Source organism: Psychrobacter sp. W2-37-MNA-CIBAN-0211, from assembly GCF_040309405.1.
GTDB lineage: Bacteria > Pseudomonadota > Gammaproteobacteria > Pseudomonadales > Moraxellaceae > Psychrobacter > Psychrobacter glaciei.
Genome location: NZ_JBEOOU010000002.1, coordinates 330,352 through 355,608, shown reverse-complemented (window position 1 = coordinate 355,608; position 25,257 = coordinate 330,352). Strand labels below are relative to the sequence as shown.

Here is a 25,257-nt window from a genome sequence, read left to right as displayed (position 1 = left end):
ATTATAATTTTTCCTTTTTTATTTATCTACAAAAAAACTGGCTTAGATACCTAAGCCAGTTTAAATACTAATACTTATCCGTCTATAGTGCTAGCGCGATAACGCCTGTGCTTGGTCGATAATATTAAATCCTGCCTTGAGCTGCGCACGCGTCGGCGCATGACCACGGCGGAGCAGCTCAGAGAAAGCAACCAGTTCTTTATCACGCCCTAAAGTGCTAGCCGCACTAGCACGTGTGTCTTCCCCGTCATCATCAAAGTAATATTCGATATAATCTAACGTATCTGGTGAACCAAACAAGATATTATGATCGGGTATCGCAGCATGTCCGCTATAGCGTAGGCTCTTACCATATTGCATCGTCCAAAAGAAAGGAATGCGCTCTGCTAGTGAGTTGACATTAGGGTCGTTTAAGATAGTGGCAGCAGTGACCAAACCATGCTGCAAGGCCACTCGCCAATGTTCGATACGCATGCGTCCCATTTGTCCAGAAGCTTTAGCGATATCGCCCAATGCATAAACCCCATCGCGTAGCTGCAAATGGTCATCCACTTGCACGCCATCTGGCGCGTTTACTTCTTCGAACAATTCTATACGTGGTGCTACACCAGTCCCTAAAATCACGATATCTGCATCAACTTGCTCACCATTTGCTAATTTAATACCGCCAACTTGCGAAAAATTGCTGTCGCTAGTCTCATCTGCTTTTTCGACCTCAACGATTTCGGTCACACTGGCATCAAAGACAAACTGAACACCTTTTTCCTCATGCAGCTTAATCAGCGCATTACTGACCGTTTCGGAGACAATATTTCCCATCACCCGATGATCTTGTCCGATGACTGTAATAGAAGCCGTCGTGCCTGCTTGTGCCAATGCGGAAGCGACCTCCATACCGATAAAGCCAGTACCGACAATCACCACACGCTGATCGTGACTGGCCGCTTTGATCAATTTGGCATCATCCATACTGCGCAGTGTATAAACGCCATCAAGCTCAGTCCCTTTAAAGGGTGGAATATTTGGCTCAGCACCTGTCGCTACCACTAGGAAATCAGCGGTTTGTCTGTCGCTATGACCATTTTTATCTTTGATGATAATCGTACGGTCATTGGGCATTACTTCGCTGACGGTTTGATTTAAGCGCAAATTAATATCGTGTTTGCTCGCCCAATCTGCACCGCCCAGGAGCAGCTTTTCTTCAGGCATATTGCCCGCTAAAAATGCTTTGGACAATAATGGACGGTTATAAGGGGCTTTGTCATCAGCACTAATCAAGGTGATTTTGCCGCCGTAGCCAGTATTGCGTAGCTGATAAGCAGTCATAAACCCTGCACCACCGCCGCCCACGATGAGGGTATGTGTATCTGTCAGTTTGTCATTTGCAATCTGTTTATCTATCTTCGCTGAGGTATTCACCGTCAGGCTATCGCCATTATCGGTCACTTCATATTGAGTCAAGCCTTCTGTCGCTACTGGCTCTAACAGTGTGCCATCGCGGCTATCAAAAGTCGCATGATGCCAAGGACAAACCACGCGATTGCCACAACGCAAACCTGTGCCTAAATCTGCCCCTGCGTGCGGGCATTTGCCATCGAACGCCTGAAACTCATCGTCGTCGCGGGTAATTAAGATGATACTATCATCATCTTGCTTGTACGATTTCATGCCGCCACTGGCAATATCGGTCTTATTAATAGTCACTGTGTGAATCGTTGCATTGGTCATAAGTCTTCCTTAACAGTTATAATGGTTTTCTGAATCAAACGTGTTGAAAATAACCCTATCGCATCAGTCAGTCTCAACGAAAAACATTGTTTTCTCTCTGTTTTTTAAATGCTGTTTTAAAACGCTATGCATTGATAGTAGCAAGACCCTTTCGCACACGCTGTTTTTTTGTATGTTTACTGCGTTGCAAAACGTAATCTTTAACCTTTAATCCCTATCTTTAACGCTTCTTGTTAAAATTTATCCTCAAAATAAAAGACGATTTTATGACTTCTTCTAATGCCATCACAGATATTAATACTAGCCCTCAATCCCCTCTTGAAAACACTCAAGATAATGAGCAGTTTGATATAGCAAGCATCGATATTACCGCAGCGACGGATACTGCGCAGTTACCCCAGCCTATTCAATCACCTGTACAGCAAGCAACCTATAAAGCCAACGCAACTGATTTCATCGTTAATGAGCTATTGCCGCTCGAATTCACAGGTGAAGGTGAGCACCTATGGCTGCATATCCAAAAATCAGGGATGAACACCGCATATCTGGCAAAACTGCTGTCAGAGTGGGCAGAGATTCCTCTGCGCGATGTTGGCTATTCAGGTCTGAAAGATCGCCATGCGTTGACAACACAGTGGTTCAGCTTACGAATACCTAAAAAGCAGTTGCCATCTGTTGAGTTTGCACCGATAGATATCGGAGAAAATGAATCGGTCACTATCCTCGATCAGCAATGGCACAATAAAAAGCTCAATCGCGGCACGCATCGTGCCAACCAATTCATCATTACCTTACGTGATGTTGAGTTCGCGAGCATTGATAATGAAAACACGGAATCGTCCGAGCAGTCATTGTCTGCTAAGCAACGCGTCGAGCAGCATTTAGCAAACATCGGCACCACTGGCGTGCCCAACTATTTCGGTCCTCAACGCTTCGGACGTAATGGCAATAATATTAGAGAAGCATTATCGCTGTTTGCGCGTCCACCGCAACAAAGCCGACCACAATCCAAAAAGAGCAAAAGTAAGCGCGTACCACGAGAGCAAAACAGCATGGAGCTGTCTGCTGCACGTAGTCTGATTTTCAATGAGATATTGGCAGCACGAGTGCGTGATGGCAGCTGGAATACTGGATTGGCAGGCGAAGTGTTTAACTTAGATGGTTCAGGGTCAATATTTACTAGCGAGGAGATAGACGATACGTTGCGTACACGCCTTGAGACGGGTGATATCCATCCCACTGCTGTGCTATGGGGTGCAGGCAATGATAAAGTCAGCGGTGTGGCAGCAGATATCGAGAATGACCTGATTCAGCAAAATCCGCTATTAGGTCGCTTGGCAAATGGCTTAGAGCAGCGCGAGGTAAAAGCACAACGACGTGCGCTACGCCTACCTATTGAAGCACTATCTTGGGAATGGCAGGATAAAGGTGAGACGCAAATCTTGGTGCTGAACTTTACTTTAACGACAGGCAGCTTTGCCACCAGTGTCTTGGCAAGCTTAGTAAAGCAATTAATACACTAAAGCGTATGCGGTCCTTCGACTATGGTCGCTAGTCATGTGCCGTAGAGCACCTTAATATTATTATTTTCTGCCGCCAACATCTCGTTGGCACTCACCACTTGATTGCGACCACAGCCTTTGGCTTCGTATAAAGCTTTATCCGCCATACAAATTAAACGCTGGCAAATATCATGCGGTAGCTGCGCTGTGGGAGTTTGACGATTCGCTCGTTTACTGCTGTACGATTTGATGATCCGCGGTATTACAAGCGACTGCGACGCTTCTTTTTGGATGGGTGTTTTGCACGCTTGCTTTATGCAATTGCGCTCGTCATGCGTCAGCGTATATAGCCCTAAGCTGGCAGTCACATTAAAACTTATATTGTCATCGACAATGATGGTTTGCTTAGCAATGCTTAACCGTAGTTGTTCAGCAATGATCATAGCCGTGTCGTGATTCGTATCTGGCAATACAATCAGAAACTCTTCCCCGCCATAACGACTAATGATGGTTTCATCAGTTAAAGACTGCAAGAGCGTCTGTGCGACCTCCACTAAAACTCGGTCTCCTATCTCATGACCGTAATTGTCATTGACCTCTTTAAACCAATCCAAATCCAATAAAATAACGCTGATATCTTGATGGTCTTCTACTGACTTCAGCACTTGCTTCATTTGCGTCAAACCATAACGGCGATTTTTCAGCTTGGTCAATTCGTCTTGATTGGCATGTAGCAGCACTTCTTTTTTGCTGTCATCCAATATCAATAGCAAGGTGCGAAACATATAAACGATAAAAATAGCTTTGGGCAATGCCAAAAACACATGGGTTAACCGCCAAAAAAATGTTGAAGAGAGCTGCAACTCACTCATGCTGTCCCAGTCCAATGTCGCACTTTCAAAAGCGGAGGCGGCAACGGCATTTTCGATAGCCATGACTTCGTTGTAATTCAAATAACTTGGAGTATCAAGCATGGGATAAATCACCGTTAGCTGACGCAAGCTAGGCAAATCAATACCAAGATAAGGCGATACGATAGCCAACAAAATCAGAAAAACTTGCAGCAAAAATACTCGCCAAGCATAACGACGCTTGATCAACACCATTCCTAGCATCGCACCACCAACCAGCGATACCCCTGCAAACAAACTGCTGTAGCCTATCATCACGATAATCACGGCAATATAAATGGTATAAGGCACAATGAACATTATTTGCCATTTATCCAAATCTTTACCGTTGTTTCCGCTACGAGATAAGCAGCCGATTAGCCACCAAATAAACAATCCTGTTACCGTCACCCCTAACCATAGTGGATATAACAGTTGAATATTGACATAATCATTGAGCGTATCTCGACACCACCAGACCATCAAGCACCATAGCCAATGGGAAAACACTTCTATCAACACAAATAAGGCCAACAGCGACGCCCTATCGGCCGCCTGCCATTCAAAAATAACTCGGGAGAGTTTTTTATAGCCTAAATGAGATATCTTTACAGCCATAATTGGGCTACCGCAGATAATAAAAGTGATTGAGCTAAGACCAAACAAGAAAATAAAGGGGCTAACTTATATTAAACCCAAATTGTCGCATTTAGTGTGGCAATCTTTCCTTTAACTATCAATCTGTTTAAGTGATTTATACGTCAATATCTGGCATCTTGTTTTATGGCGTGGCTTTGCGTCATGGCTTTACTTGATAATTGCGAGTCAAATTTTAACGATTATTATCGTTCATGACTTAATATAATCAAGAGTTTTACTTTGAAAATATTAAATAACATTTAAGCATTATTAAATAAAGGTAGTTTAGCTTATCTATTGGGTCTGAGTGATAGCTTATTTTGGACTAAGCCAATGCCGTAAAAGACTGCCAAATGCCTTGTTGTTCTGGCTGCAATGTCGGCACATCCCCTATCCGGCGCCACGGCATATTACTACCATGAAAGTCGCTCCCTATCGAGGTAACGAGCTCGTGCTCGGCTATGCTGCGATCGACCATTCTACGAGTGCTAATCGGCTCACTATTCGCAGGCAGTTCACAAGCGTCACCGCCCAGCTGAGCAAACTCTTCGATAAGCTTACGCACTCGCGTCGCTGAGAGCTGATAACGCGTTGGATGCGCCAGTACTGCTTTGCCACCGCACGCGTGAATCAGCTCAATCCCATGCTGCATCGTCAATGCTTCGATTGCCACATAAGCGGGTTTATTGTCTGCCAAGTATTTATCAAAGGCTTTTTGTACCGTTTTCACTTCACCACGTTCAAATAACACTTGACCGATATGTGCACGCCCAACTGCTTGTGGATTACCGCTCGCTTTGTCCAGTACAGCTTGCCACAGCTCATCATAATTAATATCTAATAGCTGGCTGAGCTTTTCAGTGATTCGTTGACCACGCGTGGCGCGGCTATCCTGTAATTGCTGCAATGTTTCATGCATTTTATCAAAATCGGTGAAATCCAGTCCCAGCACATGAATAATCTTGTTGGTGGATTTATTTTTACCGTAACCACCACTCAGTGTATGTTCACAGCTGATTTCAACACCATTGATAAGCGTCATGCCACAGGCAGTGGCAGTGGCTCTTGCGTCATCGATACCTGCTAGGGTATCGTGGTCTGTCAATGCCAATACATCGACGCCAGCCGCATGGGCGCGTTGCACCACTTCCGTTGGCGCATAAGTGCCATCTGAGCAGGTACTGTGACAATGTAAGTCGATTTTCATATAAAGTGGCCTTAAGGTTTTGAATGTGATAACGCTTATGAGTATGGTATCAATAAAATGCCAAAAAATGGCTAAGGGATGTCATATAAAACGATTATCGTGTTGATTGCTTTTTTTTGGCGCAGTAGACGTGTAAACTACCCCATACGTTTCGTTGGACATGCCACACGCTATGAAAGCCCTATTAGACTTTGTTCCCTTGATCGCTTTTTTTATTGTCGCCCGTACCCAAGGTATTTTGGCGGCAGCAGGCGCTTTACTGATTGCCACTATTGTTGTCTACGCCATTCATTTTATCCGCCAAAAAGGCAAATTTGATAAGCAGCAATGGGTGGTTCTATTATTGACCATCGTATTTTGTGGCGGTACGCTTTTGCTACGCGATGACATTTACTTGCGTTGGAAATCACCAATTATTAATGGCATTTTTGCTTTGACACTATTTGTCAGTGCCGCTATCAATAAGCCGTTGATGCAGCTAGCGATGAAAGAAGTCTTTACCTTGACGCTTAGCGGTTGGAAAAAACTAACCGTCGCTTGGGCGCTGTTTTTTGCCTTTATGGGCGTACTGCATTATATCACGGCATTTACCATGTCGGATGAAGCTTGGATCAACTTCAAAACTTATGGCTGGATTCCTATTATGTTGGTGTTCGTAGTCGCTCAGTTTGCGCTGCTAAAAAAACATATCAATCCAGCGCTGACCGATAAAACGGCTAAATAAGCGCTAGATAAGTAGTCGCTAGAATGATCTAACACTCATCATTCGGTATGCAAGTTTATTGTCTTATAATAACTCATTACTGCAAAATCCTAATATTGATAATGATTACTCATTAATGATGATACGATTTATTATTACTATTTATTAAGGAATTATTATGTCTTTATTTGCCATTATTGGTCATGACGTTGCTAATAGTAGCGCACAACGGCAGACTACCCGTGCAGAGCACGTCGAGCGCCTGCAAGCATTAGATCGCGAACAACGGTTAATTATCGCCGGTCCGACACCTATTGAGCATGGTAAAAGCGAGATGTCAGGCAGCTTAATCATTGCTGACTTTGACTCTCTTGAAGCAGCACAGACATGGGCAAACGCTGAGCCTTACTTGCGTGACGGTGTGTACAGTCATGTCGATATCAGACCCTTTATCCATACCTTACCCAAGCCCGATGACAGCGTATCAGACAAAGTAGCACAGTCGTGAATCAGTGCGCATCCTTGTCAAAAAGTCGCCACTATCAATGTAGTCTTGCTGCCGTCATGCTAATCGCGGCTATGTCAGCGCACGCTGCCCCCACCGTTACCAATACGAGTGCGAATACAGGTACGACTGATCCGTTAGCGGAACAAGCGGCTACCGCGCCAGTAGCGACCCCAAATTCAAGCCTTGATATTAACAATACCTTGGCGGCACAGCTGCAACCCTCCAACAAGGCGCTAAATACCGCCAATCAAGAGTTACTCAGTCGTAATGCCCAACTCCAACGACAGGTCAATGACTTGCAAACCCAAGCCAATGTCTTGGTCTATGAGAGTAAAGGTCAGCTGTTTTTATATGGCGCGTTCACGGTGTTAATCAGCTTATTGGTGGGTATTTTTGTGTCTTGGTTGGTGTTTGTACGCCGCGAACGTTGGTAATACCTGTTTTTATTGATTAAAATTATTTGATTGTCTGTCTATACTTAACGGCACTTGGCTTAACGACACTTGATGGAATTCAATTTTTCTGACTCTTCACATATACAGTCAACCTAAAGTAACATCCACAACAAAAACCGAGTGTAAGCCATACATGAGTATGGTCAGCGAGGTTAACGCTGTAGTGATTTTATTTTGGTCAGGCTGTAGCTAGCAACGCTCTTAAGAACTTCGCCATGTCTAACGCTCAACTAAATAACGCTGAACAGCCAAACATCATTACTCCTGCCAAGATTCACTGGCAGATGGATGATACGGGTAATAAAGTGCCTGTATCGGGTGAGTTTGGTGATGTTTACTTTTCAAATGCTGATGGTTTAGCAGAGTCACGTCATGTGTTTTTAGCGCACAATCAACTGCCAGAGCGGCTAGCAAACCTTGCAGAAAAGCAGTGCTTTACGATCGCTGAACTGGGTTTTGGTACTGGATTGAACCTCTTAGCGACTTGGCAGCTATGGCGACAGCTGCGGGATATGCACCCTCAATTAGCGACTGCTCGCCTGCATTTTATAACGACTGAAAAATATCCCATCCCGCTTGCAGATTTAACGCAGATCCTTGCCCTATGGGGACAGCGTGCGCCTGAGCTTGCTGAATTCATTGAGCCACTACTAACAGCATACCCACCTCTCATCGCTGGCTGTCATCGTCTAAACTTCTTTGAGGACAATCTGACCGTCGATATATGGTTGGGTGATGCTGCTGAAAGCTTAGCCAAACTGGCAAATAACGCTGCTAGCTTTCATGCGCCTTATGTTGATGCTTGGTTTTTAGATGGTTTTGCACCTTCCTGCAATAGTACCTTATGGACAGATAGTATTTTTGCACAAATGCAGCGTTTATCGCGACCAACGACCACCGCTGCCACATATAGCTGTGCCGGTATCGTAAAACGTGGGCTGCAAAACTGTGGCTTTCAGATTAAAAAAGTAAAAGGCTTTGGTCGTAAGAACGAAATGCTAACGGCAATCATGCTGGATACTATAAATCTAAACGATGATAATAGTAAAGATATACCCTTTTACAATCATGCTAGCACTGCTGCGCCCGCCAAAGACAATAATAGCGATAGCGGGTCTGCCAAACCCACTAGCAACCTGCCCGCCCATACCATCGTTATTGGTGCTGGTGTCTCTGGGCTATTAATGGCTTGGTCGCTGGCTAATCGCGGTATTCAAGTCACCCTGCTAGATAAATCAGCCCCCTTAGCAGGCGCTTCAGGTAACCCGCGCGCCTTGCTCGCTCCCAAGATGACACCCATTCATCATGTCGACGAACATCTGCATACCATAGGTTATCTCTATAGCAGCAGACTGTATCAAGCGCTCAATCAGACCGCCATGCAGCTCAGCAGAGCACCGATACTGGAACCGACTGGCGCGCTCGATTTATTAATCAAAGCCAATATCGGTACAGAGCAAATCGATGATTATCCTGATGACATGGCAACCACGCTATCCTGCGAACAGGCGCAAAACGCAAGCGGCCTCAAAACACAAGATTTATCAGAGAATTTGTACTTACCACAGTCTGGCTTGGTCAATCCACAAGCATTGAAAGATACTATCTTGACGCATTCGCTCATCGATTTTCAGCAATTAGACGTTAAAAGCATTAGCGAAACAGAAGCAAATATTTGTGTTGAAGGATTCGATAACGATAATCAGTCGATAACTATTAGCGCTGATAATGTGGTGATTTGCGCTGCTTTTGAGAGTCATGAGCTGGACAAGCGTATTTTTGATTGCCGTAAAATTCGCGGTCAGCTTTCTTGGTTTACGCCCACAGTCGCACAGCTCACAAGCCTACCCAAAATTCCGCTCAAATATAGTGGCTACTGTGCATTATTTACCGCGCAAACAGGTGATGAAACTTTGAATAATGTGATAGTGGGTGCGCCCTATTTATTACTAGGCGCGAGCTTTATACGTAATGATACAGACACGGATATCCGTAAAGAAGAACATCAGATTAGCCGCGATAAACTAGTCACTGCCATTCCTGAGATGGACTCGATCATTCCAACAGATCTCAGTTTGTGGCAAGGACGGGCAGGTATTCGCACTCAAACGCCGGATTATCATCCAATCGTTGGACAGTTAGATCAAAGCAAACGGATGTGGGTCATGAGTGCGATGGGTGCTAAAGGGTATGCCATTGCACCAATATGTGCTGAAGCGCTAACAGATATGATGTTAGGAGTATTTGCCCCCTTCTCAATGGCAATGCTTGCGCGACTGTCGCCAAACCGTACGCGCTTGCAGACACCGCTTACTTGAAAAATCCAAATGATCTACCCGCTCATTAAAGCATTCTGTTTGGAGTCAGTTTGACTGTGCCGCTGGTAAATAGAGCGCTAAGACTAGGAACGTGGCAAGACATTTATTTATGTGAGCATCGAGACTATCTTGAAAAATACAATGGCAATAGACAAGTCATTATTACCGTGAATACTTAATAAATGGTAGATTGTTCCTGACCATTTACTGTGCTTAAATAAAGCTCTCTTTACGGATATTCCTCTCCTTATGAAAACCCTTACATTTAACCCAACTAAACCTACCCTCTATTTTCAGGCTATTTCTGCTATTTTTTTGAGTATCTCACTATTGAGTGCCTGTCAAAAAACACCAGAACCTGAGACAGATAACGAGACAATCTCTGAAGTAGCAGTACAAACCATACCCGTGACTACCAATATTAATGTTGATACGGCCGCTGATAATAGTGAGGATACCGCAAAGCCTGAAGTAAATTCAGAACAAGATGTGAGCTTAACTGAGCTAGAAAAGGACCTTGGTACAACTGAGCCGTCAGTGAATAATGCTGGCATAGCGCCCAGTCCTGAACAAGCCATTAAAGGCGCGCAAATCACTGATGTTCGTTATAAAAATGCGGCTGGCGAATCACTCTCTGTCGTTTTTGAGACCTCGGCAGCGGGCGTGCTCAACGCTATCGTCACCTTACCGAACAAACCGAAAATGACTTTAAGCGCGCCTGAAGGTCAAGGCAATAACCCAACTTATCGATCAAGCGACGGCAGTATTCAGCTGGTCAGTCATGCGGGTGGCGGCACTATTGATCTTATTCGGAATAATAAAGTCACCAGCTTTGATGCAATCAGTGCTGAGGCGGAAGTCATTACTGAATGATAAAAAATCGAACATCCACTTTTATAAAAATTTGTCATGAAAAAGGCGGCGTACGTTAATATTAGATAATAACGTGTGCCGCCTTTTTTGGTCTTGTTTACTTTCCTCTAGCCAAAACCAGTGGTCTTACCAAACAGACTTACGAGCCAGCTAATCATTGCCCACAGTCCCCAGCCAATCACCACAATGACCATTACGCCGAGCATATCAGGGATATGTAAATACAACCAAGCAACGACTGGATTGCGCCAAAAAAAACCAAAGCGACTGCGCTGTTGCTTGTCTTCTAGTGATTGATGCAAAAACGGCCGATCCAGATGCATGGTTTCAGTGATGCCGTATTCGTCTTGTAGATGCTCATGCACGATACCTAAGGTTTTGCGACTGGGACGAATAAAGATATCGAGCAGCGTCCCAATACCAGGCACGATGCCAACCACCATATCGATGAGTGCCAATCTGACAGCTGGTGTCATTTTGTGCGCAGGCACACCCAGTTGACGACCTAATATAAAAGCATAGCTGGTTAATGCCAATCCTGCTAAATCCCCTGCCAACGGAATGGTCGAAAGTGCCGCATCGGCACCCATTCCTTGTTTGGTAAAAGGCACACGTACAAGCGAATCCATCGTATTAGCAAACTTGGCCAATTTACGCTCAGTCGCGATGACTTGCTCACGTGTCAACCCATGCTCGGCCAGCTTTGCCTGATAATCGATGATAGGTGCATTAATATCAGCGCCCTTTTTCGCTTTTGACTTTGAGAGCTTCTTAAAGTTATCCATTAAAAGTCGTCCCTATACAAGCAATTGCTATGAGAGCAAAGACATAACGTCCCACCCATATATTGGCTAAAAATGCCTGAAAGCAAGCCAAAGTATTGCGACTGGCACAAGCACTGTTTTGTTTGGAAAACATCATCGCCACTAACGCGAGCCCAAATACTGGTGTTATGCCTAACGTTGTCGGTGCAAAATAATGCCACATGACCGCCCCCATGATCAATAAAAACAGCATTTGAAGTATTGAGATGATAATCACATCATAACGCCCAAATAATATGGCCGTTGATTTGACCCCAATCTGCAAATCATCCTCGCGGTCAGCCATGGCGTACTGAGTATCATAGGCCACTGTCCAGCACATGTAGGCGATAAACAATAACCAACACCAAATATCAGGAGCACCTTGTACCGCCACGTAAGCCATTGGTATCGCCCAGCCAAAAGCCGCTGCCAAAAACACTTGTGGCAAATGGGTAAAACGCTTCATAAATGGGTAAATGAATGCCAGTATGATCGCACCAAGCGACCAATAGAACACTTCAACGGGCAGGAAAAACAGCAGACTGGCACTTAATAACACCAATACTAAAAAAGCAGCGATAGCCTCTTTACCTGATAGGCGACCATCAGCGAGCGGGCGTCCCTTGGTGCGGGTCACATGACCATCCACCTTACGATCGGCAAAATCATTAATCGCACAACCTGCTGCCCGCATAAAAATCGCACCGAGGGCAAAAAGCAAAAATATTTTAAGACTTGGCAGACCTGCCGTCGCTCCGTTCTGCTGCGCCTGACCCATTGCCGCCAACAGTACACCCCATAGCGTCGGCCACAGTAACAGCTCAATACCCACAGGCTTATCAAAGCGCGTCAGCTGCATATAGGCATATAGCTTTTCTTTAAAACTCAAAGCGGAGTGAGTGTTAGTCATTGCAGTGTCATCTCTAAATATTCAGTATCTGAGCGTAATATCTCTACGCGTGTCCATTAAGCTTATTAAATAAGTAGACTTATCATCGTCAAAAACCCATCAAACAAAATAGCCATCAAAACGTACGGCTTCATTATGCCAGCTTTCACTTGCTGGCTGATGCGCAAGTTGCGGCGCAAGTTGCGGACGCTTAACAACCACACGGCCCTGTAGTTGTGTGTTTCGCCCATTTTGACGGACGACTGCCTGCGCAGATTGTAGCAATTGCAGCTCTTCGTCTGCTGTGGGCGGGAGCGCTAATTGGTGTAGTGCTTGCATATGCTTGCCTACTTTAGCGCCTTTACCTGTTTTGCTATCTTGATAGCTATTCTCTGGAAACATAGGATCCAAATAAACCACATCGATCAGCTTACTCTGATCAGCCGCTGATACATTATTCAAGCTGTCAAAATAACTGAGCGCATCGTTATTGATAATCTGCAAACGGCTCATCAGCTTTTGCCAATTTGCTAGCCCACTCATACGCTGCTGTTCTACTAACAATAACAATGCCATTAAAGGCTGTTGCTCTAGCATAATGACCTGTGCACCCGTGCTGGCCAATATCAAGCTGTCATGACCAAAACCAGCCGTCGCATCAATGACTATACTATCCGATGTGACTTTGGCCGCTTGCAATAATAGCTCAGACTTACGCCCCGCACTCACTACACGGCGTTGTAATTTATCCCATTCTGGCGCAACGCTTAATCCATCACTCAGCCATGAAAGCTTGTTTTTCTCATCTAACAAGAGAATAGGTTGAATTGATGTCTGGCTTAATTGCTGGCGACGTTTCTGATTGAGCTTATCAGTAAACAGCTCAACGTCTAAAATAATTGACAGTTGATGTACCGCAATCAGCGCTTGTATGCGCTCGACTTGGGCTTGCTGAGACTCGCTAACGTAGAGAAATTGGCAATGCATAAAGGTACTAGCTTCTTTAGACTCTTGGTGTAAAACGGTCATAACTGCTCCACCCTATTTACTGCTTCTAAGGCTAAAAAATATAGTGAAAATCTAGCCAGCCATTTGATAGCCAAAACCCCAAGCAGCGACCAAAACGATGACGCCAGTGATGATACGTAGCCATGCAAATATTTTGAAATCACGACGACTGACCCAAGCGACCAGCAGGCGAATACAAAGTAAAGCCACCACAAATGATACGATCGTACCTATGCCTAAAACCAACCAGTCTGCACTATTAGTCAACACATCGTGGTGCTTGAGCAAATCCAATAATGCCGCACCGATAATGACCGGAATACCTAAAAAGAAGGAAAACTCAGCGGAAGCCTTACGCGATACACCCAACCATAGCGCGCCAATAATCGTCGCGCCTGAACGTGATGTCCCCGGTATCAATGCCAGACATTGCAGCAGACCAATCATCAAGGCTGTTTTTAAACTAACGTCTTCTGCTTCTTGCGCAATAGTCGCTTTGGGACGATTTTCTACATAGAATATCAGCAGACCACCGATAATCAGCATAATTGCCACGACGATAGGATTAAATAAATAGGCTTTGATTTCGTCCGCGAAGGTAAAGCCAACGATCATCACCGGAATAGTCGCAACAATTAAGCTCAATCCAAGCTGTCTTGGATTACTCATACCTTCTGCTTTACCGGTCAGTAGACCCATGAGCGCTTGCCAGAGTCTGTCCCAGTAATCATAAATGACGGCTAAGATAGCACCAAGCTGTACGACCACCACAAACAAATCGACTTTTTCTTTGGTCCAAAAGCCCATCAAATCCGCTGATAAAATTAAGTAGCCAGTACTAGAGATGGGTAAAAATTCAGTGATACCTTCAACGATACCCATGATGACAGCTTGAATTAATAAAATGATATCCACGATGGCTTTCCTAGATACAGACCTATTGGTTAGTACAGTTTTTAGTGTGTTGTTATATTTTACATAGCGTTAAAAATAATAGGGATTGACTACGCTTTACCTTGCTCTTTAAGGGTTTTCCAAGCTTGATTGCGAAGATACTTTGGTAGAGCTTGCGAGGCTTCTGTGCCGCCTGTCGCCACGAACTGAGCAATACCAAGCTGCCCTATTACGGTAGCCTCAGGGTGAATATCTGCCTGAATGATCTGACCGTCATGTAATGCTAATAGCGATGCACCATTGCCAGCGATAGGAATATTAAGCACTGTCTGGCTGTCATAATCGAGCAGCTGCTCGGTATCTTCACCATTTTCTTGATTAACCGCCTGCATCAGATTATCTGTTGCAACATATTGCCCAAAATAAACTTGCTGCATACGCGCATCAAGGGCGCTATATACGTCGGTCACACCATATTTCTGATACGCTGCTTGCGCAATCGCTTGTAGGCTTGAGACACCCACACAAGGAATATCATGGGCGACAGACAACGCTTGTACCACTGCCGTATTGATTCGTATACCGCTAAAGGCACCAGGGCCACGGTTAAATATCAAGGCTTGCAAATCAGCAAGGTTCAGCTTAGCCTCGGACAAAGCGGCATCAATCATCGGCAGAATTTGCTGGGTTTGCTGGCGTTTACCCGTCTCCGTATGACTCGATAGCACTTGACCACTGGCATCTAAAATCGCGATCGAACACTGATCAAACACGGTATCCATTGCTAAAAACATCTTCACCTCAGCCTATTCGCTTAGCATTATAAAACAGCGCCTATCATAGCATTTAGGATAAGCAAATTTTATGACTTTCTGCGTTTTTCATACTTAATCCATCAGAATGTAGCAGACATAAAAAACCCCAAGGCTATTTTTGCCATGGGGCTGTCATTAAAACGGCTTATTGATCCGAGCAGATATTAATTAAAAACGCTTTTTAAAATCCTTTGGTGCTTGATGTTGCATTTCCTGCATTTGCTTTTGCATCTCTTCGGTGCTTGGCATGTTGTTTGGATCCAGACCCATCTGTTTGGCCATTTGTTGTGGGTTAACGTCTTTAGCACCGCCTTGCTGACCACCGCCACCAAATAAAGGACCGCCACCGCCGCCAGCACCGCCGCCACCCATTAACCCTTGCATAGATTTCATCATTTTACTGATGCCTTCAGGCTTGGAGATCATTTTCATCATTTTTGCCATTTGCTTGTGCTGCTTGAGCAAACGATTGACGTCTTGAATCTCGCGGCCAGAACCAGCAGCGATACGGCGCTTACGGCTTGGGTTAATTTTATCAGGGTTTTTACGCTCAAATGGTGTCATCGAATTAATCAACGCTTCCATTTCCCGCACTTTCTCTTCTGGCTTGGCATCTTCAACCGCTTTTTGCATATCTGAGCCGCCCATACCGGGCATCTTATCTAAGAAACCTGCCATGCCTCCCATGCTTTTCATTTGCTGAAACTGGGTCAAAAGATCCTCAAGGTCGAAATCACCGCCCTTTTGCATCTTTTTCGCCATTTTTTCGGCTTTATCACGGTCGATTTTTTGCTCGACTTCTTCAACCAAACTCAGTACGTCACCCATACCAAGGATACGCTGAGCAATACGCTCAGGATGGAACAGCTCTAACGCGTCTAATTTTTCACCGCGACCTAAGAACTTAATCGGCTTACCAGTAATGGCACGTACAGAAAGCGCCGCACCGCCGCGAGCATCGCCATCCGTCTTGGTTAAGATCACACCCGTTAATGGCAAAGCATCGTTAAAGGCTTTGGCAGTATTGGCTGCATCTTGACCGGTCATCGCATCGACGACGAATAAGGTCTCAGATGGATTGACCGCTGCCGTTAACGCCTTAATCTCATCCATCATGTTGTCGTCGATATGCAAACGACCAGCAGTATCAATAATTAGAATATCTTGATACTGAATCTTGGCTTCTTCGATAGCGCGTAGTGCAATATCAATGGGGTTTTCATCTGTACTTGAATTCACAAACTTAGCATTTACCTGACCAGCCACTTGCTCAAGCTGGGCAATCGCTGCCGGACGGTAGACGTCAGCCGAGACTAGCATCACCTTTTTCTTATGACGCTCTTGTAAAAATTTGGCCAATTTACCGGCGGTAGTGGTTTTACCCGCACCTTGCAAACCAGCTAGTAGATAAACCACTGGCGGCTTACCTGTCATTTCAAGCTGCTGATTGGCGCTGCCCATCATTTCGGTCAGCTCGTCATGGACGATTTTGACAAAGGCTTGCCCTGGCGCCAACTCTTTGAGTACTTCTGCGCCAAGCGCTTGCTCTTTGACGCGCTTTACAAAGTCACGGGTGACTGGTAGCGCCACGTCGGCTTCTAGCAGCGCCATGCGCACTTCACGCAGCGTGTCTTTGATATTGTCTTCAGTCAGTTGCCCAGTCCCTACGATATTGCGTAGGCTCGACGATAATCGTTCTGTTAAGGTATCAAACATAAATAACTCTCAGTTAAAATAATTCGCAATTAAAATAATTCTTAGATAAACCATGCCAATGGCTTATAAATAATATTAGGGTGTGTTTTTACGTTAATGGTCACAATTCAAGCAAATAAAACAGCATATTATCAATACTATAGCATTAAGATGATTAAAAGCTTATAGAGGTTTTGCAAAATAGTTGCTGGGTAAACTCATCAGTTACCGATACAAAATCTTATTTATCATGCCATCGCTCAGCATTTATGAGGAATAAATAAGATGACACTCAATTGGTTGCCATTTTATGATAAATTGGACGATTATTCTAATCATTCTGACACGATCACTTTAGCATTATATTGAGCGGCTATCTTACGCTCATAAAGAGATGAGGCTTTTTACCTGTGCACCTTGCATTCTTACTTGCTAGTATGGCTTATATCATCGTCAGCTTCCACATCGGCTGGGCGCTTATTCAGGATAAACCTATCCATAAAAGCATCAGTTTAGGCTTGTTATTGGTCGGCATGCTCGCACACGCGACGCTACTCTATCCGTACGTCATCACCTTATACGGGCTAAATTTTAATTTATTTAATGTGTTTAGCCTGACCAGTCTGTTTTTCTTATTCTTTTATGTGCTGTTCTGTCTTTATCGCCCCATTCTTAGCCTCGGAATTTTGGCAGCACCGACTGCCCTGATAGGCATGACGATCGGCTATATAGGCCGCGCTCCTTATCAACCGCTCACGGATATTAGCGTTGGTCTTGAGGCGCATATCTTATTATCACTGGCCGCCTATTGTGTGCTGCTGATGGCAGCGCTGCAAGCGCTATTTTTGCGGCTACAAATCCGTGAACTTAAGCATCAAACTATCCATCGTTTTTGGGTCAATAAACTCCCATCACTGCAAAGTATGGAGAGTCTATTGTTCGATATGCTTTTGGTAGGATTCGTCCTACTAAGTATTGCTCTGGGCATTGGCTTTATTTATGTAGAAGACTTGATGGCGCAGCATATCGTGCATAAAACCGTGTTTAGCCTGCTGTCTTGGTTATTATTTGGCGCGCTACTGTTCGGTAATTGGCGCGCTGGCTGGCGTGGTAAACGTGCGGCCAACATCACCATTTATGCCTTTATCCTGCTGGCTATTGGCTTTGTCGGCAGCAAATTTGTGTTAGAGATGCTTTTATAAACTTAGCTTTAAAACCGTAATGTGATTACAAGCGGAGCCGCCAATAGTATTATTTAATACTACTGGCGGCTTTTTATTAACTCTATTTTTAATGCTTTCTTTTAACTTTAAAACTGCTCTAATTAAAAACCACTGTTTTATTTCCAGTTACAATGACGCGATTTTGCACATGCCAGTTGACGGCACGTGCCAACACATTGCGTTCGATATCACGACCAATAGCCCGCAACTCTATCACACCTTGACGATGCGTCACACGGTGCACATCTTGCTCAATGATAGGTCCTTGATCCAATTCTGCAGTGACATAATGCGCAGTTGCACCGATAAGCTTGACGCCTTTATCATAAGCTTGACGATACGGGTCAGCACCGACGAAAGCTGGCAAGAACGAATGATGGATATTGATAATTTGCATCGGCCAACGCTTCACAAAATCAGACGACAATATCTGCATATAGCGCGCCAATACTAGCAAGTCATTGCCTGCCATTAGCTCATGAATCTGCTCTTCTGCCTCGGCCTTATTGTCCTTGGTCACTGGCACATAATGAAAGGGTATACCAAAGTTTTCTACCGCTTGGCGTAAATCTTCATGGTTGCTAACGACAGAGGTTATCTCGCAATCGAGCAATCCACGCTGGTGGCGCCATAATAAATCCAGTAAAGCATGATCAAACTTGGAGACCAAAATACCGACTTTGGTTTGAATGGCATTATCGTGTAAGCGCCAAGTCATATTGTGACGCTTGGCAACCGTATGCCCAAAGCTGGCTTCAAAATTATCAATGATGTCGCTTAACCCTGATAGCGCAAACTCTAAGCGCATAAAATACTGTCCGCCTTCATGAGCGGTTGAATACTGATCCAGAGTAATGATGTTGCCACCATAGCGATGGATAAACTCGGATACCGCTTGCACGATACCGGCTTGATCTTTACATTTAATCAAAAGAGTAGCGGTATCAATGGCAGGGTTAACAGAGGTATTGTTAGAAGATGAAGCTGTTATTGTGGTATCTGATGTCTTATTACTTAACATAGTGCGCCCAATCTAAAAAATAAATCAAAATTTACTACTGGTTTTAGAATCTATTCGTAGTATAAGAAAACCGCTATTTTAGTCGCTTTTACGATATTTTGCTGACTGAGTTGGTTTTTTTAGTTATTAAGATTCATAACGTAAAAACCCCCAACGCGAGGTTAGGGGTTCGTTCTAAAGCCTAAAGCAACTATCCAATAGTATAAGTATAGCTAGTTACATTGCCATTTGGTGAAGTGGCAGTAATCTTAACCTCATCCGTTGCCTGACAGTTTTTCAGCTTAAAGGTTGTAAAAGTACCCAAGTTATCACCCGGCATACCAGTTGCTAAGTTAGCAGGTACTTTAGTAACACCTGATAGGGTAGCCTCACAAGTATTATTTTTGCTTTCTACACTAATGTCGCCTACAGGTGGATTTACAAACCTTGAAGAAACACCTTGACCTCTACTGTTTGTGGTTATCGTATACTCTATTTCTCCAACTTTTACGATTACCGTTGATCTCGGGTTAGCATCTGCTACTTCAATCACATATCCATTTTCTACCGCAACAATTTTAGCTGTTGGATCTGCTGAAGTTTGATCAATGCCTGCACCAGTTATCGTTGTACCAGAAGGCATAGGATTTAAGTCGTAAAAACCACCGCTATTCACTCTAAATGATATTGATGTGTCAGTACTAAAAATAGCTTGAGGTGTTCGAACTGTAAAATTACCACCTTGATCTAAACTTCCCACAGTAAAACGCGTATCGTTACCGTTAGACAGCAAAGTAACAGCTTGATAACGTACTACCGTATCTAAATCAGTGTTACAGCTATTTACTTTGTTGGGTGAAACAAACTCATTGATATACCTAGATTCGTACTGACGTTTTTTCAAATCAGACAATGATGGAAATTTTAAATTGATGTACTTATCAATATTATTTTCACATGCATTGCTTGCCCCAGTTGTCAGTGGATAAGTAAACTCACCAATCTGAAAATCTCCGCTTTCATTATCGTCACGGAATGTATCACCGATATTATGAACTAGTATATCAACACCTTCATCCCAAGCATTGTTTTCGTTCATATCGATATAGTCTTTTTCACCTTCAGCAACTGCTAAAATACTTACTCGTCCATCACCTGGACGCGGGTTTTGCGTTGTAAAAGTGACATCACAGTTGCCATCAACTGTGGCACAGCTAGATGTAATCTTGCCACCTTCTGCAGTGAAATTAATGACTGTACCATCTGGCACAGCATTACCGTTACGATCTACCATTCTTGCATTAATTTGAGCACTATCACCATCATAAGACCAGTCTAAAACGTTCTTTTCCCATGAGAGACTAAGGCCTGTCTGAGTAACTCGTGAGCTTGCTACTGTGATATTTTTTGATAAAGCATTTATTAAGGGGTCATCTACTAAAGATACTTCGATCTCTACTGGACCAGGCGTCGTACCAGGGAAGATAGGAACAACAACCTGACCACTTGCATCAGTTGTTGTTACATATGACTGTTGGTTTCTATTTGGTCCAAAAGTAAGACCAAAAGGTGATTTTTCTAAAGATACTCTTACTTGTTCATTTGCAAGCGTAGTGGCTCCAGAATATACAGTAAATTCAGCTTGCCCTGTAGAGGATGAGCCACTCCCGCGAATACCTAGACTTACATCACTAGAAGTATAAATAATTGAAGTAGCTTCAGCAGATGCGACAATCACTGTAGTTGACTGTGTGGAATTGCCAGTCGTTGCAGATATTCGGACATTTCCACTACATAATGTTGTATCTAAATTAATAGCTTTAAAAACTGCTTCAACCATTCCTTCACTATCAGACGTGACTTGTTCTGGTATTTGACCACAGCTGCTATTAAGGTTTACTAAGACACCACTTAAAATACTCCCCGCCTGATCAGTTACTTTCAAGCTGATAGGCGTTTGACCTCCTGAAGCCAAACTATTGGATCCAACTGTTATTGCTGATAAAGAGACGTTCGTCGCTTGAACTGAAAACGTGGTATTGGCTGTGGCAGACTGCTGCTCATAAGTCGCATTTGCTGATATAGTATATGCGCCCGAAACTTCTGCACTACTAGGTTTCAAGAATATTTGCGCTATGCCTTCTGCATCTGTAAGAACTGAGCCTGATGTCGTTTGAGAAAGCTCTATACCCTCTGCATCAATATCAAAAGCAACTTTTGCATTTATAATAGGATTTTGAGTATCATCAATTACCTTTATCTTATAGTATGCGCCTTCTAAACTAACTGAATTTATGACATTGCCATCAGCGTTAAAGAGTGCACCTTCAACAATATTGATGTCTCCAATAGCTTGTTCCCCACCGTCAGTACCACTACCCGTTCCAGGCTGCGTCACACCCAAATCAGGTTCTGGTGCGACCGTATCAGTACCACCGCCGCCACAGCCTGCTAGAGTTAAAGCCAATGTTAGCGCTGTAAATTGAAATAGTTTAGAGCTAAGTGGTAATGAGCTATATGACATGTTTTGAACTCCGCATCGGCAGTAATTTTTTCGAGCAAATAAGTAAAATAACATTACACAGAATCATAATAGATTGGCAATGATACATAGATTTACATTAAAGCCAGTTGTATTAACAGATTGTATTAATTTTATAACAGCAACTTTACTGACTTTTGTTATAACTTACAACTAAAAATTAACCTTTACCGTTAAATAATCAATCACATAGTTCCCTGATTTCAGGTATAATAGCTCGCGTTGAAGCAGACAATTATCATAAAAATATTTGAGTATTCATTACTTTTATGGTATAAATGTCGGCTTTAAAATTTTCTGAATTGGTTAGCCTGTTATTTGCCTTTAGATGACAGTCATATCAGCTCAACCTTCATATAGTTTTGTTTGGTGCAAAGCTGCCGCTTGCTGTGTCCATGCCGCAAATACGTGCAACTTGCCCAGACTGGTATGAGAAAAACTCATACCTCATAGATTAGGAGTTCGCCATGTCTAGAGTTTGCCAAGTGACTGGAAAGCGCCCTATGGTGGGTAATAATGTTTCGCACGCAAACAACAAAACCCGTCGTCGCTTTCTACCAAACCTTCATAACCATCGTTTTTGGGTAGAGTCTGAAAATCGTTTTGTACGTCTACGTGTGTCTACCAAAGGTATGCGCACCATTGACAAACTTGGTATCGATAAAGTGTTAGCAGATATGCGCGCACAAGGTCAAAAAGTATAAGTGACGACTGGTAGCTTAAGGACATCGATTATCTTTGTTACTTAAGCTGCCATTCTGCTACATTTATTGTAGTCACTTAATTTTTTAGATCCGTACCTATCGTTTGAAGACCCCTCATTTACAGGAAAGCTATCATGAGAGATAAAATTAAGTTAGTATCAACTGCTGGTACTGGGTATTACTACACTACTACCAAAAACAAGCGCACTATGCCTGGCAAAATGGAAATCAAAAAGTTTGATCCAAAAGTACGCCAGCATGTGATCTTTAAAGAAGCTAAAATCAAATAATTGCTATTATTTGAATAAAAAAAGGGTATATCAATTGATATACCCTTTTTTATTGCTGACGTTTTGACTATTTGTGCTTAACTTGCCTTACTAACTTACTAACTTACTTGCTATTATGAATAGCTATACAGAAACAGCCATGCAGATTAACTGTAGTGTGTTGGCTCTTTATCATAGACATGCGCATGCCATTGGCTCATCTGCTTTTGCATAATGACCTGAATCGCTGCATGAATCATGTGCTGACCTATCGCTTGCGTATCACTACCAAGCAACTCTTTGAGTTTCTCAGAAAAATCAATGGTCATCAACGGCGCTTCATCTTGTTCAGCGTCACGCAATAACAATCGACCATCATCCGCCTCTACTAGCTCGAGTGTGGTCTCTTTGGCAAATCCTGCAAATTGATCGGTACTTTCGTTGTCTACTTCTATTTCATTATCAATGTCGTATGGCATTCACGTTATCCTTATTATCCCGTTTATCGCTGCAAAGAAACCCTAATAATTCATTTAATAAAGCTAGCATTTGACAGTAACGCGGGTAAAACTATCTTACTCATACAATGGACGCTTTGACCTTAGAATTCAAGGGCTGTCACGCAAGTCTTACATATCCATGCAACTTTCGCCTGCTGACACTGCAAACCAGTTAACGCCAATAGCGTAGTTTTGCGATGGTGAATAAGAAGGCCACAAACATGCCAAGGTAATACATGAGCTTTAACTCTAGCGTTGGATCTCGATATTTGAACGGTAAGGCAACGGTGGCGGTGGCAGTCGGAAATATTAACAGCATAAGCAGCCAGTTTTCGACGACATTTAGCCAGCCTTGAAAATCTGTACCATGACGCAGTGATGCCAGCCCTAACAGCAGACACGCGATAATTAAGCTGGTAAATAAGCCATTTGGTAAGTCTTTTGGATAAATAATGTTAGCAATCTTGGTCGGTATGATTCGCATGTAAAATTCCAGTCATGCTTATAGAGCATGACTTAATGATGAAAAAGTGTGTAAAAACCGCTTATAAAAAATATTGCCATATTAGGGTCTGTTGAACATTCAAATGTGGAACTGGCAGTGGCTGTTTTTTAGACAATACGCAGTGAAATTTTTGACGCCTAGTCATTCTAGGTTAGACAATTTCGCCATGTATTGGCAAAAAATAGCCCTGCCCTGAAAGGCTGATGCTAAAATCACCCCAAACGTTGTTGTAAACCTAGCTAAGGTCTCGACATTATCGTCGGTTTGCGCCTAGTTTGGTGCGATTTTAGCGATCAGCAGTCCTAATATTTGAATGTTCAACAGACCCTATATTCATAAAGTTATAGCTATTCAGCAACCTCATCTTGGCGACTAAAGAATTAACTATAAGTGCCCATCAACCATAGTATCGATATACAAGAGGTTAAATAGCCCAAGCTAATCGCATTCCAGCCTTCGATATGTGTGCCTTTGATCTTATTAAATATGCGTGACCCTATCCAAAACAACAGCGGAATACCCAGCATAAATGCAGGCACGATGACCGCAGCGTGGCGTAATACTTCGCTAGTATCATCACCTACCATGAGACGAAAGCCGTAACCTGCTAAGCTTAAGACAAGCGCAAACATAGCCAAGCCAATGGTAATACCTTTGGGTACTAAGCTGCGTTGCTGCGCTGTGCTTGCCACTGGTTCAGGTGACGCTGACGAGTTGATTGAATTTTTTGTGTCCATATTTCACCTACCTTTACGGAACTTGCTGTTAGGCCTCATTATAAGTTATACAGCACATGTTAATACTTTTTTGCCCCAGTGGTATTGGGTCAATTTTGCTATCACGTCATACGGCAGTTATTAGCAGTTATTAATAATTAGCTATTATTGGCCAATGCAAGCTCTTCACGCATGGCATCGATAGCAGCCTTATAGTCTTCTTGATTAAATATCGCAGAACCAGCGACAAACATATCAGCGCCCGCTTCAGCGATGGCTCGGATATTACTGGCTTTGACACCACCATCGACTTCTAACCTGATATCACGACCACTGGTGATGATACGCTGACGGACTTGGCGCACCTTGTCTAGAGTACCTTCAATAAACGACTGGCCACCATAGCCAGGATTGACACTCATCAGTAAAATCTGATCCACTTTATCCATGACATAGTCGAGATAATGTAATGGCGTTGCTGGGTTCAATACCAGACCACATTCGGCACCACCATCTTTAATCAGCTGCAACGAACGATCAATGTGTCCACTGGCTTCTGGATGAAAAGTAATAATGCTCGCGCCCGCTTCCAAAAACTGCTCAATCATACTATCAACAGGTGACACCATGAGGTGTACATCGATAGGTGCATCAATGCCATAGTCACGCAGTGCCTTACAAATCATACTACCAAACGTCAAATTGGGTACGTAATGATTATCCATCACATCAAAATGAATCACATCGGCACCTGACTCTAATACCTTTTCAACTTCTTCGCCTAAACGTGCAAAATCAGCTGAGAGTATCGACGGTGCAATAAGATATGGTTTAGAAGGACTGATCATAATTTGGCTACCTAATTGAT

At 43.5% G+C, this 25,257-nt stretch carries 25 protein-coding genes; 10 read left to right on the top strand and 15 right to left on the bottom strand.

The features are described 5' to 3' along the window. Positions 1 to 90: 90 nt before the first annotated feature. Positions 91 to 1,728 carry an FAD-dependent oxidoreductase gene (locus AAEY72_RS04350; protein ID WP_352309568.1) on the bottom strand — a complete coding sequence of 546 codons (1,638 nt, stop codon included), beginning with the start codon at positions 1,726 to 1,728 and terminating at the stop codon, positions 91 to 93. A 266-nt stretch (positions 1,729 to 1,994) separates the two neighbouring features. Here AAEY72_RS04350 and truD point away from each other — a divergent pair, with 266 nt between their 5' ends. Then, the gene (gene truD / locus AAEY72_RS04345) at positions 1,995 to 3,251 is read left to right on the top strand and encodes a tRNA pseudouridine(13) synthase TruD (protein ID WP_352309567.1); all 1,257 of its coding nucleotides are present in this window, start codon (positions 1,995 to 1,997) and stop codon (positions 3,249 to 3,251) included. Between the two features lie 32 nt (positions 3,252 to 3,283). Here truD and AAEY72_RS04340 read toward each other — a convergent pair whose 3' ends face one another. Continuing rightward, complete coding sequence (locus AAEY72_RS04340; RefSeq protein ID WP_227679608.1) at positions 3,284 to 4,738, bottom strand: GGDEF domain-containing protein; 1,455 nt, start codon at positions 4,736 to 4,738, stop codon at positions 3,284 to 3,286. Between the two features lie 346 nt (positions 4,739 to 5,084). Then, on the bottom strand, positions 5,085 to 5,966 hold the full coding sequence (locus AAEY72_RS04335; RefSeq protein ID WP_352309566.1) for a PHP domain-containing protein: 882 nt from the start codon (positions 5,964 to 5,966) through the stop codon (positions 5,085 to 5,087). 172 nt (positions 5,967 to 6,138) lie between these two features. Here AAEY72_RS04335 and ispZ point away from each other — a divergent pair, with 172 nt between their 5' ends. The 6 genes from ispZ (at position 6,139) to AAEY72_RS04305 (ending at position 10,823) form a co-directional block, all read left to right on the top strand. Next, positions 6,139 to 6,690: a septation protein IspZ gene (ispZ, locus tag AAEY72_RS04330; RefSeq protein ID WP_352309565.1), complete on the top strand. Its 552-nt coding sequence runs from the start codon at positions 6,139 to 6,141 to the stop codon at positions 6,688 to 6,690. Positions 6,691 to 6,847: 157 nt separating this feature from the next. Continuing rightward, positions 6,848 to 7,177 (top strand): YciI family protein, encoded by a 330-nt coding sequence (locus AAEY72_RS04325; RefSeq protein WP_194619284.1) that lies wholly within the window; start codon positions 6,848 to 6,850, stop codon positions 7,175 to 7,177. A 14-nt stretch (positions 7,178 to 7,191) separates the two neighbouring features. Beyond that, the gene (locus AAEY72_RS04320; RefSeq protein ID WP_352309564.1) at positions 7,192 to 7,611 is read left to right on the top strand and encodes an SH3 domain-containing protein; all 420 of its coding nucleotides are present in this window, start codon (positions 7,192 to 7,194) and stop codon (positions 7,609 to 7,611) included. Positions 7,612 to 7,847: 236 nt separating this feature from the next. Next, positions 7,848 to 9,950 carry a tRNA (5-methylaminomethyl-2-thiouridine)(34)-methyltransferase MnmC2 gene (gene mnmC2 / locus AAEY72_RS04315; protein ID WP_352309563.1) on the top strand — a complete coding sequence of 701 codons (2,103 nt, stop codon included), beginning with the start codon at positions 7,848 to 7,850 and terminating at the stop codon, positions 9,948 to 9,950. A gap of 32 nt (positions 9,951 to 9,982) precedes the next feature. Further along, complete coding sequence (locus tag AAEY72_RS04310; RefSeq protein WP_352309615.1) at positions 9,983 to 10,129, top strand: YjbQ family protein; 147 nt, start codon at positions 9,983 to 9,985, stop codon at positions 10,127 to 10,129. Between the two features lie 70 nt (positions 10,130 to 10,199). Continuing rightward, a complete protein-coding gene (locus tag AAEY72_RS04305; RefSeq protein ID WP_352309562.1) occupies positions 10,200 to 10,823 on the top strand; it encodes a hypothetical protein in 624 nt (207 codons plus the stop codon). 107 nt (positions 10,824 to 10,930) lie between these two features. On the opposite strand, the gene AAEY72_RS04300 is transcribed toward AAEY72_RS04305, so the two are convergent. The 6 genes from AAEY72_RS04300 to ffh all read right to left on the bottom strand — a co-directional run bounded on the left by AAEY72_RS04300 (position 10,931) and on the right by ffh (position 16,951). Then, positions 10,931 to 11,608, bottom strand: a complete 678-nt coding sequence (locus tag AAEY72_RS04300; protein WP_352309561.1) for a DUF4112 domain-containing protein — start codon at positions 11,606 to 11,608, stop codon at positions 10,931 to 10,933. After that, a complete protein-coding gene (gene ubiA, locus AAEY72_RS04295) occupies positions 11,601 to 12,539 on the bottom strand; it encodes a 4-hydroxybenzoate octaprenyltransferase (RefSeq protein WP_352309560.1) in 939 nt (312 codons plus the stop codon). The genes AAEY72_RS04300 and ubiA overlap by 8 nt, the downstream gene beginning before the upstream one ends. 99 nt (positions 12,540 to 12,638) lie before the next feature. Beyond that, positions 12,639 to 13,547 carry a class I SAM-dependent methyltransferase gene (locus AAEY72_RS04290; RefSeq protein WP_352309559.1) on the bottom strand — a complete coding sequence of 303 codons (909 nt, stop codon included), beginning with the start codon at positions 13,545 to 13,547 and terminating at the stop codon, positions 12,639 to 12,641. A 51-nt stretch (positions 13,548 to 13,598) separates the two neighbouring features. Continuing rightward, entirely contained in the window at positions 13,599 to 14,441 is an 843-nt protein-coding gene (locus tag AAEY72_RS04285; RefSeq protein ID WP_352309558.1) for an undecaprenyl-diphosphate phosphatase, read from the bottom strand. A gap of 89 nt (positions 14,442 to 14,530) precedes the next feature. Beyond that, complete coding sequence (gene tsaB, locus AAEY72_RS04280; RefSeq protein WP_352309557.1) at positions 14,531 to 15,214, bottom strand: tRNA (adenosine(37)-N6)-threonylcarbamoyltransferase complex dimerization subunit type 1 TsaB; 684 nt, start codon at positions 15,212 to 15,214, stop codon at positions 14,531 to 14,533. Positions 15,215 to 15,403: 189 nt separating this feature from the next. Beyond that, the gene (gene ffh, locus AAEY72_RS04275) at positions 15,404 to 16,951 is read right to left on the bottom strand and encodes a signal recognition particle protein (RefSeq protein WP_352309556.1); all 1,548 of its coding nucleotides are present in this window, start codon (positions 16,949 to 16,951) and stop codon (positions 15,404 to 15,406) included. 389 nt (positions 16,952 to 17,340) lie between these two features. Here ffh and AAEY72_RS04270 point away from each other — a divergent pair, with 389 nt between their 5' ends. Continuing rightward, entirely contained in the window at positions 17,341 to 18,132 is a 792-nt protein-coding gene (locus AAEY72_RS04270) for a cytochrome C assembly family protein (protein ID WP_474738256.1), read from the top strand. Positions 18,133 to 18,250: 118 nt separating this feature from the next. On the opposite strand, the gene purU is transcribed toward AAEY72_RS04270, so the two are convergent. Continuing rightward, on the bottom strand, positions 18,251 to 19,174 hold the full coding sequence (purU, locus tag AAEY72_RS04265) for a formyltetrahydrofolate deformylase (protein ID WP_227676193.1): 924 nt from the start codon (positions 19,172 to 19,174) through the stop codon (positions 18,251 to 18,253). Between the two features lie 190 nt (positions 19,175 to 19,364). Then, positions 19,365 to 21,677, bottom strand: coding sequence for an Ig-like domain-containing protein (locus tag AAEY72_RS04260; RefSeq protein ID WP_352309555.1), 2,313 nt, complete (start codon positions 21,675 to 21,677; stop codon positions 19,365 to 19,367). A gap of 485 nt (positions 21,678 to 22,162) precedes the next feature. Between AAEY72_RS04260 and rpmB the strand changes: the two genes are divergently transcribed. Both rpmB and rpmG read left to right on the top strand, forming a co-directional pair. Beyond that, positions 22,163 to 22,399 (top strand): 50S ribosomal protein L28, encoded by a 237-nt coding sequence (gene rpmB, locus AAEY72_RS04255; RefSeq protein ID WP_010201401.1) that lies wholly within the window; start codon positions 22,163 to 22,165, stop codon positions 22,397 to 22,399. A gap of 134 nt (positions 22,400 to 22,533) precedes the next feature. Further along, on the top strand, positions 22,534 to 22,689 hold the full coding sequence (rpmG, locus tag AAEY72_RS04250; protein WP_010201403.1) for a 50S ribosomal protein L33: 156 nt from the start codon (positions 22,534 to 22,536) through the stop codon (positions 22,687 to 22,689). Between the two features lie 146 nt (positions 22,690 to 22,835). Here the strand turns inward: rpmG and AAEY72_RS04245 are convergent, their stop codons facing one another. The 4 genes from AAEY72_RS04245 to rpe form a co-directional block, all read right to left on the bottom strand. Beyond that, positions 22,836 to 23,147: a hypothetical protein gene (locus AAEY72_RS04245; RefSeq protein ID WP_010201404.1), complete on the bottom strand. Its 312-nt coding sequence runs from the start codon at positions 23,145 to 23,147 to the stop codon at positions 22,836 to 22,838. 193 nt (positions 23,148 to 23,340) lie between these two features. Continuing rightward, positions 23,341 to 23,652, bottom strand: coding sequence for a hypothetical protein (locus AAEY72_RS04240; protein WP_352309554.1), 312 nt, complete (start codon positions 23,650 to 23,652; stop codon positions 23,341 to 23,343). 401 nt (positions 23,653 to 24,053) lie between these two features. Beyond that, positions 24,054 to 24,410 carry a hypothetical protein gene (locus AAEY72_RS04235; RefSeq protein ID WP_352309553.1) on the bottom strand — a complete coding sequence of 119 codons (357 nt, stop codon included), beginning with the start codon at positions 24,408 to 24,410 and terminating at the stop codon, positions 24,054 to 24,056. Between the two features lie 137 nt (positions 24,411 to 24,547). Continuing rightward, positions 24,548 to 25,237 (bottom strand): ribulose-phosphate 3-epimerase, encoded by a 690-nt coding sequence (gene rpe / locus AAEY72_RS04230; protein ID WP_352309552.1) that lies wholly within the window; start codon positions 25,235 to 25,237, stop codon positions 24,548 to 24,550. Between the last annotated feature and the right edge of the window lie 20 nt (positions 25,238 to 25,257).

What these genes read in the sequence shown, in the direction of transcription:
- AAEY72_RS04350 (WP_352309568.1), bottom strand. Translation starts at nt 1,728, where the DNA reads ATGACCAATGCAACGATTCACACAGTGACTATTAATAAGACCGATATT.
- truD (WP_352309567.1), top strand. Translation starts at nt 1,995, where the DNA reads ATGACTTCTTCTAATGCCATCACAGATATTAATACTAGCCCTCAATCC.
- AAEY72_RS04340 (WP_227679608.1), bottom strand. Translation starts at nt 4,738, where the DNA reads ATGGCTGTAAAGATATCTCATTTAGGCTATAAAAAACTCTCCCGAGTT.
- AAEY72_RS04335 (WP_352309566.1), bottom strand. Translation starts at nt 5,966, where the DNA reads ATGAAAATCGACTTACATTGTCACAGTACCTGCTCAGATGGCACTTAT.
- ispZ (WP_352309565.1), top strand. Translation starts at nt 6,139, where the DNA reads ATGAAAGCCCTATTAGACTTTGTTCCCTTGATCGCTTTTTTTATTGTC.
- AAEY72_RS04325 (WP_194619284.1), top strand. Translation starts at nt 6,848, where the DNA reads ATGTCTTTATTTGCCATTATTGGTCATGACGTTGCTAATAGTAGCGCA.
- mnmC2 (WP_352309563.1), top strand. Translation starts at nt 7,848, where the DNA reads ATGTCTAACGCTCAACTAAATAACGCTGAACAGCCAAACATCATTACT.
- AAEY72_RS04305 (WP_352309562.1), top strand. Translation starts at nt 10,200, where the DNA reads ATGAAAACCCTTACATTTAACCCAACTAAACCTACCCTCTATTTTCAG.
- AAEY72_RS04300 (WP_352309561.1), bottom strand. Translation starts at nt 11,608, where the DNA reads ATGGATAACTTTAAGAAGCTCTCAAAGTCAAAAGCGAAAAAGGGCGCT.
- ubiA (WP_352309560.1), bottom strand. Translation starts at nt 12,539, where the DNA reads ATGACTAACACTCACTCCGCTTTGAGTTTTAAAGAAAAGCTATATGCC.
- AAEY72_RS04290 (WP_352309559.1), bottom strand. Translation starts at nt 13,547, where the DNA reads ATGACCGTTTTACACCAAGAGTCTAAAGAAGCTAGTACCTTTATGCAT.
- tsaB (WP_352309557.1), bottom strand. Translation starts at nt 15,214, where the DNA reads ATGTTTTTAGCAATGGATACCGTGTTTGATCAGTGTTCGATCGCGATT.
- ffh (WP_352309556.1), bottom strand. Translation starts at nt 16,951, where the DNA reads ATGTTTGATACCTTAACAGAACGATTATCGTCGAGCCTACGCAATATC.
- purU (WP_227676193.1), bottom strand. Translation starts at nt 19,174, where the DNA reads ATGTTAAGTAATAAGACATCAGATACCACAATAACAGCTTCATCTTCT.
- AAEY72_RS04260 (WP_352309555.1), bottom strand. Translation starts at nt 21,677, where the DNA reads ATGTCATATAGCTCATTACCACTTAGCTCTAAACTATTTCAATTTACA.
- rpmB (WP_010201401.1), top strand. Translation starts at nt 22,163, where the DNA reads ATGTCTAGAGTTTGCCAAGTGACTGGAAAGCGCCCTATGGTGGGTAAT.
- rpmG (WP_010201403.1), top strand. Translation starts at nt 22,534, where the DNA reads ATGAGAGATAAAATTAAGTTAGTATCAACTGCTGGTACTGGGTATTAC.
- AAEY72_RS04245 (WP_010201404.1), bottom strand. Translation starts at nt 23,147, where the DNA reads ATGCCATACGACATTGATAATGAAATAGAAGTAGACAACGAAAGTACC.
- AAEY72_RS04240 (WP_352309554.1), bottom strand. Translation starts at nt 23,652, where the DNA reads ATGCGAATCATACCGACCAAGATTGCTAACATTATTTATCCAAAAGAC.
- AAEY72_RS04235 (WP_352309553.1), bottom strand. Translation starts at nt 24,410, where the DNA reads ATGGACACAAAAAATTCAATCAACTCGTCAGCGTCACCTGAACCAGTG.
- rpe (WP_352309552.1), bottom strand. Translation starts at nt 25,237, where the DNA reads ATGATCAGTCCTTCTAAACCATATCTTATTGCACCGTCGATACTCTCA.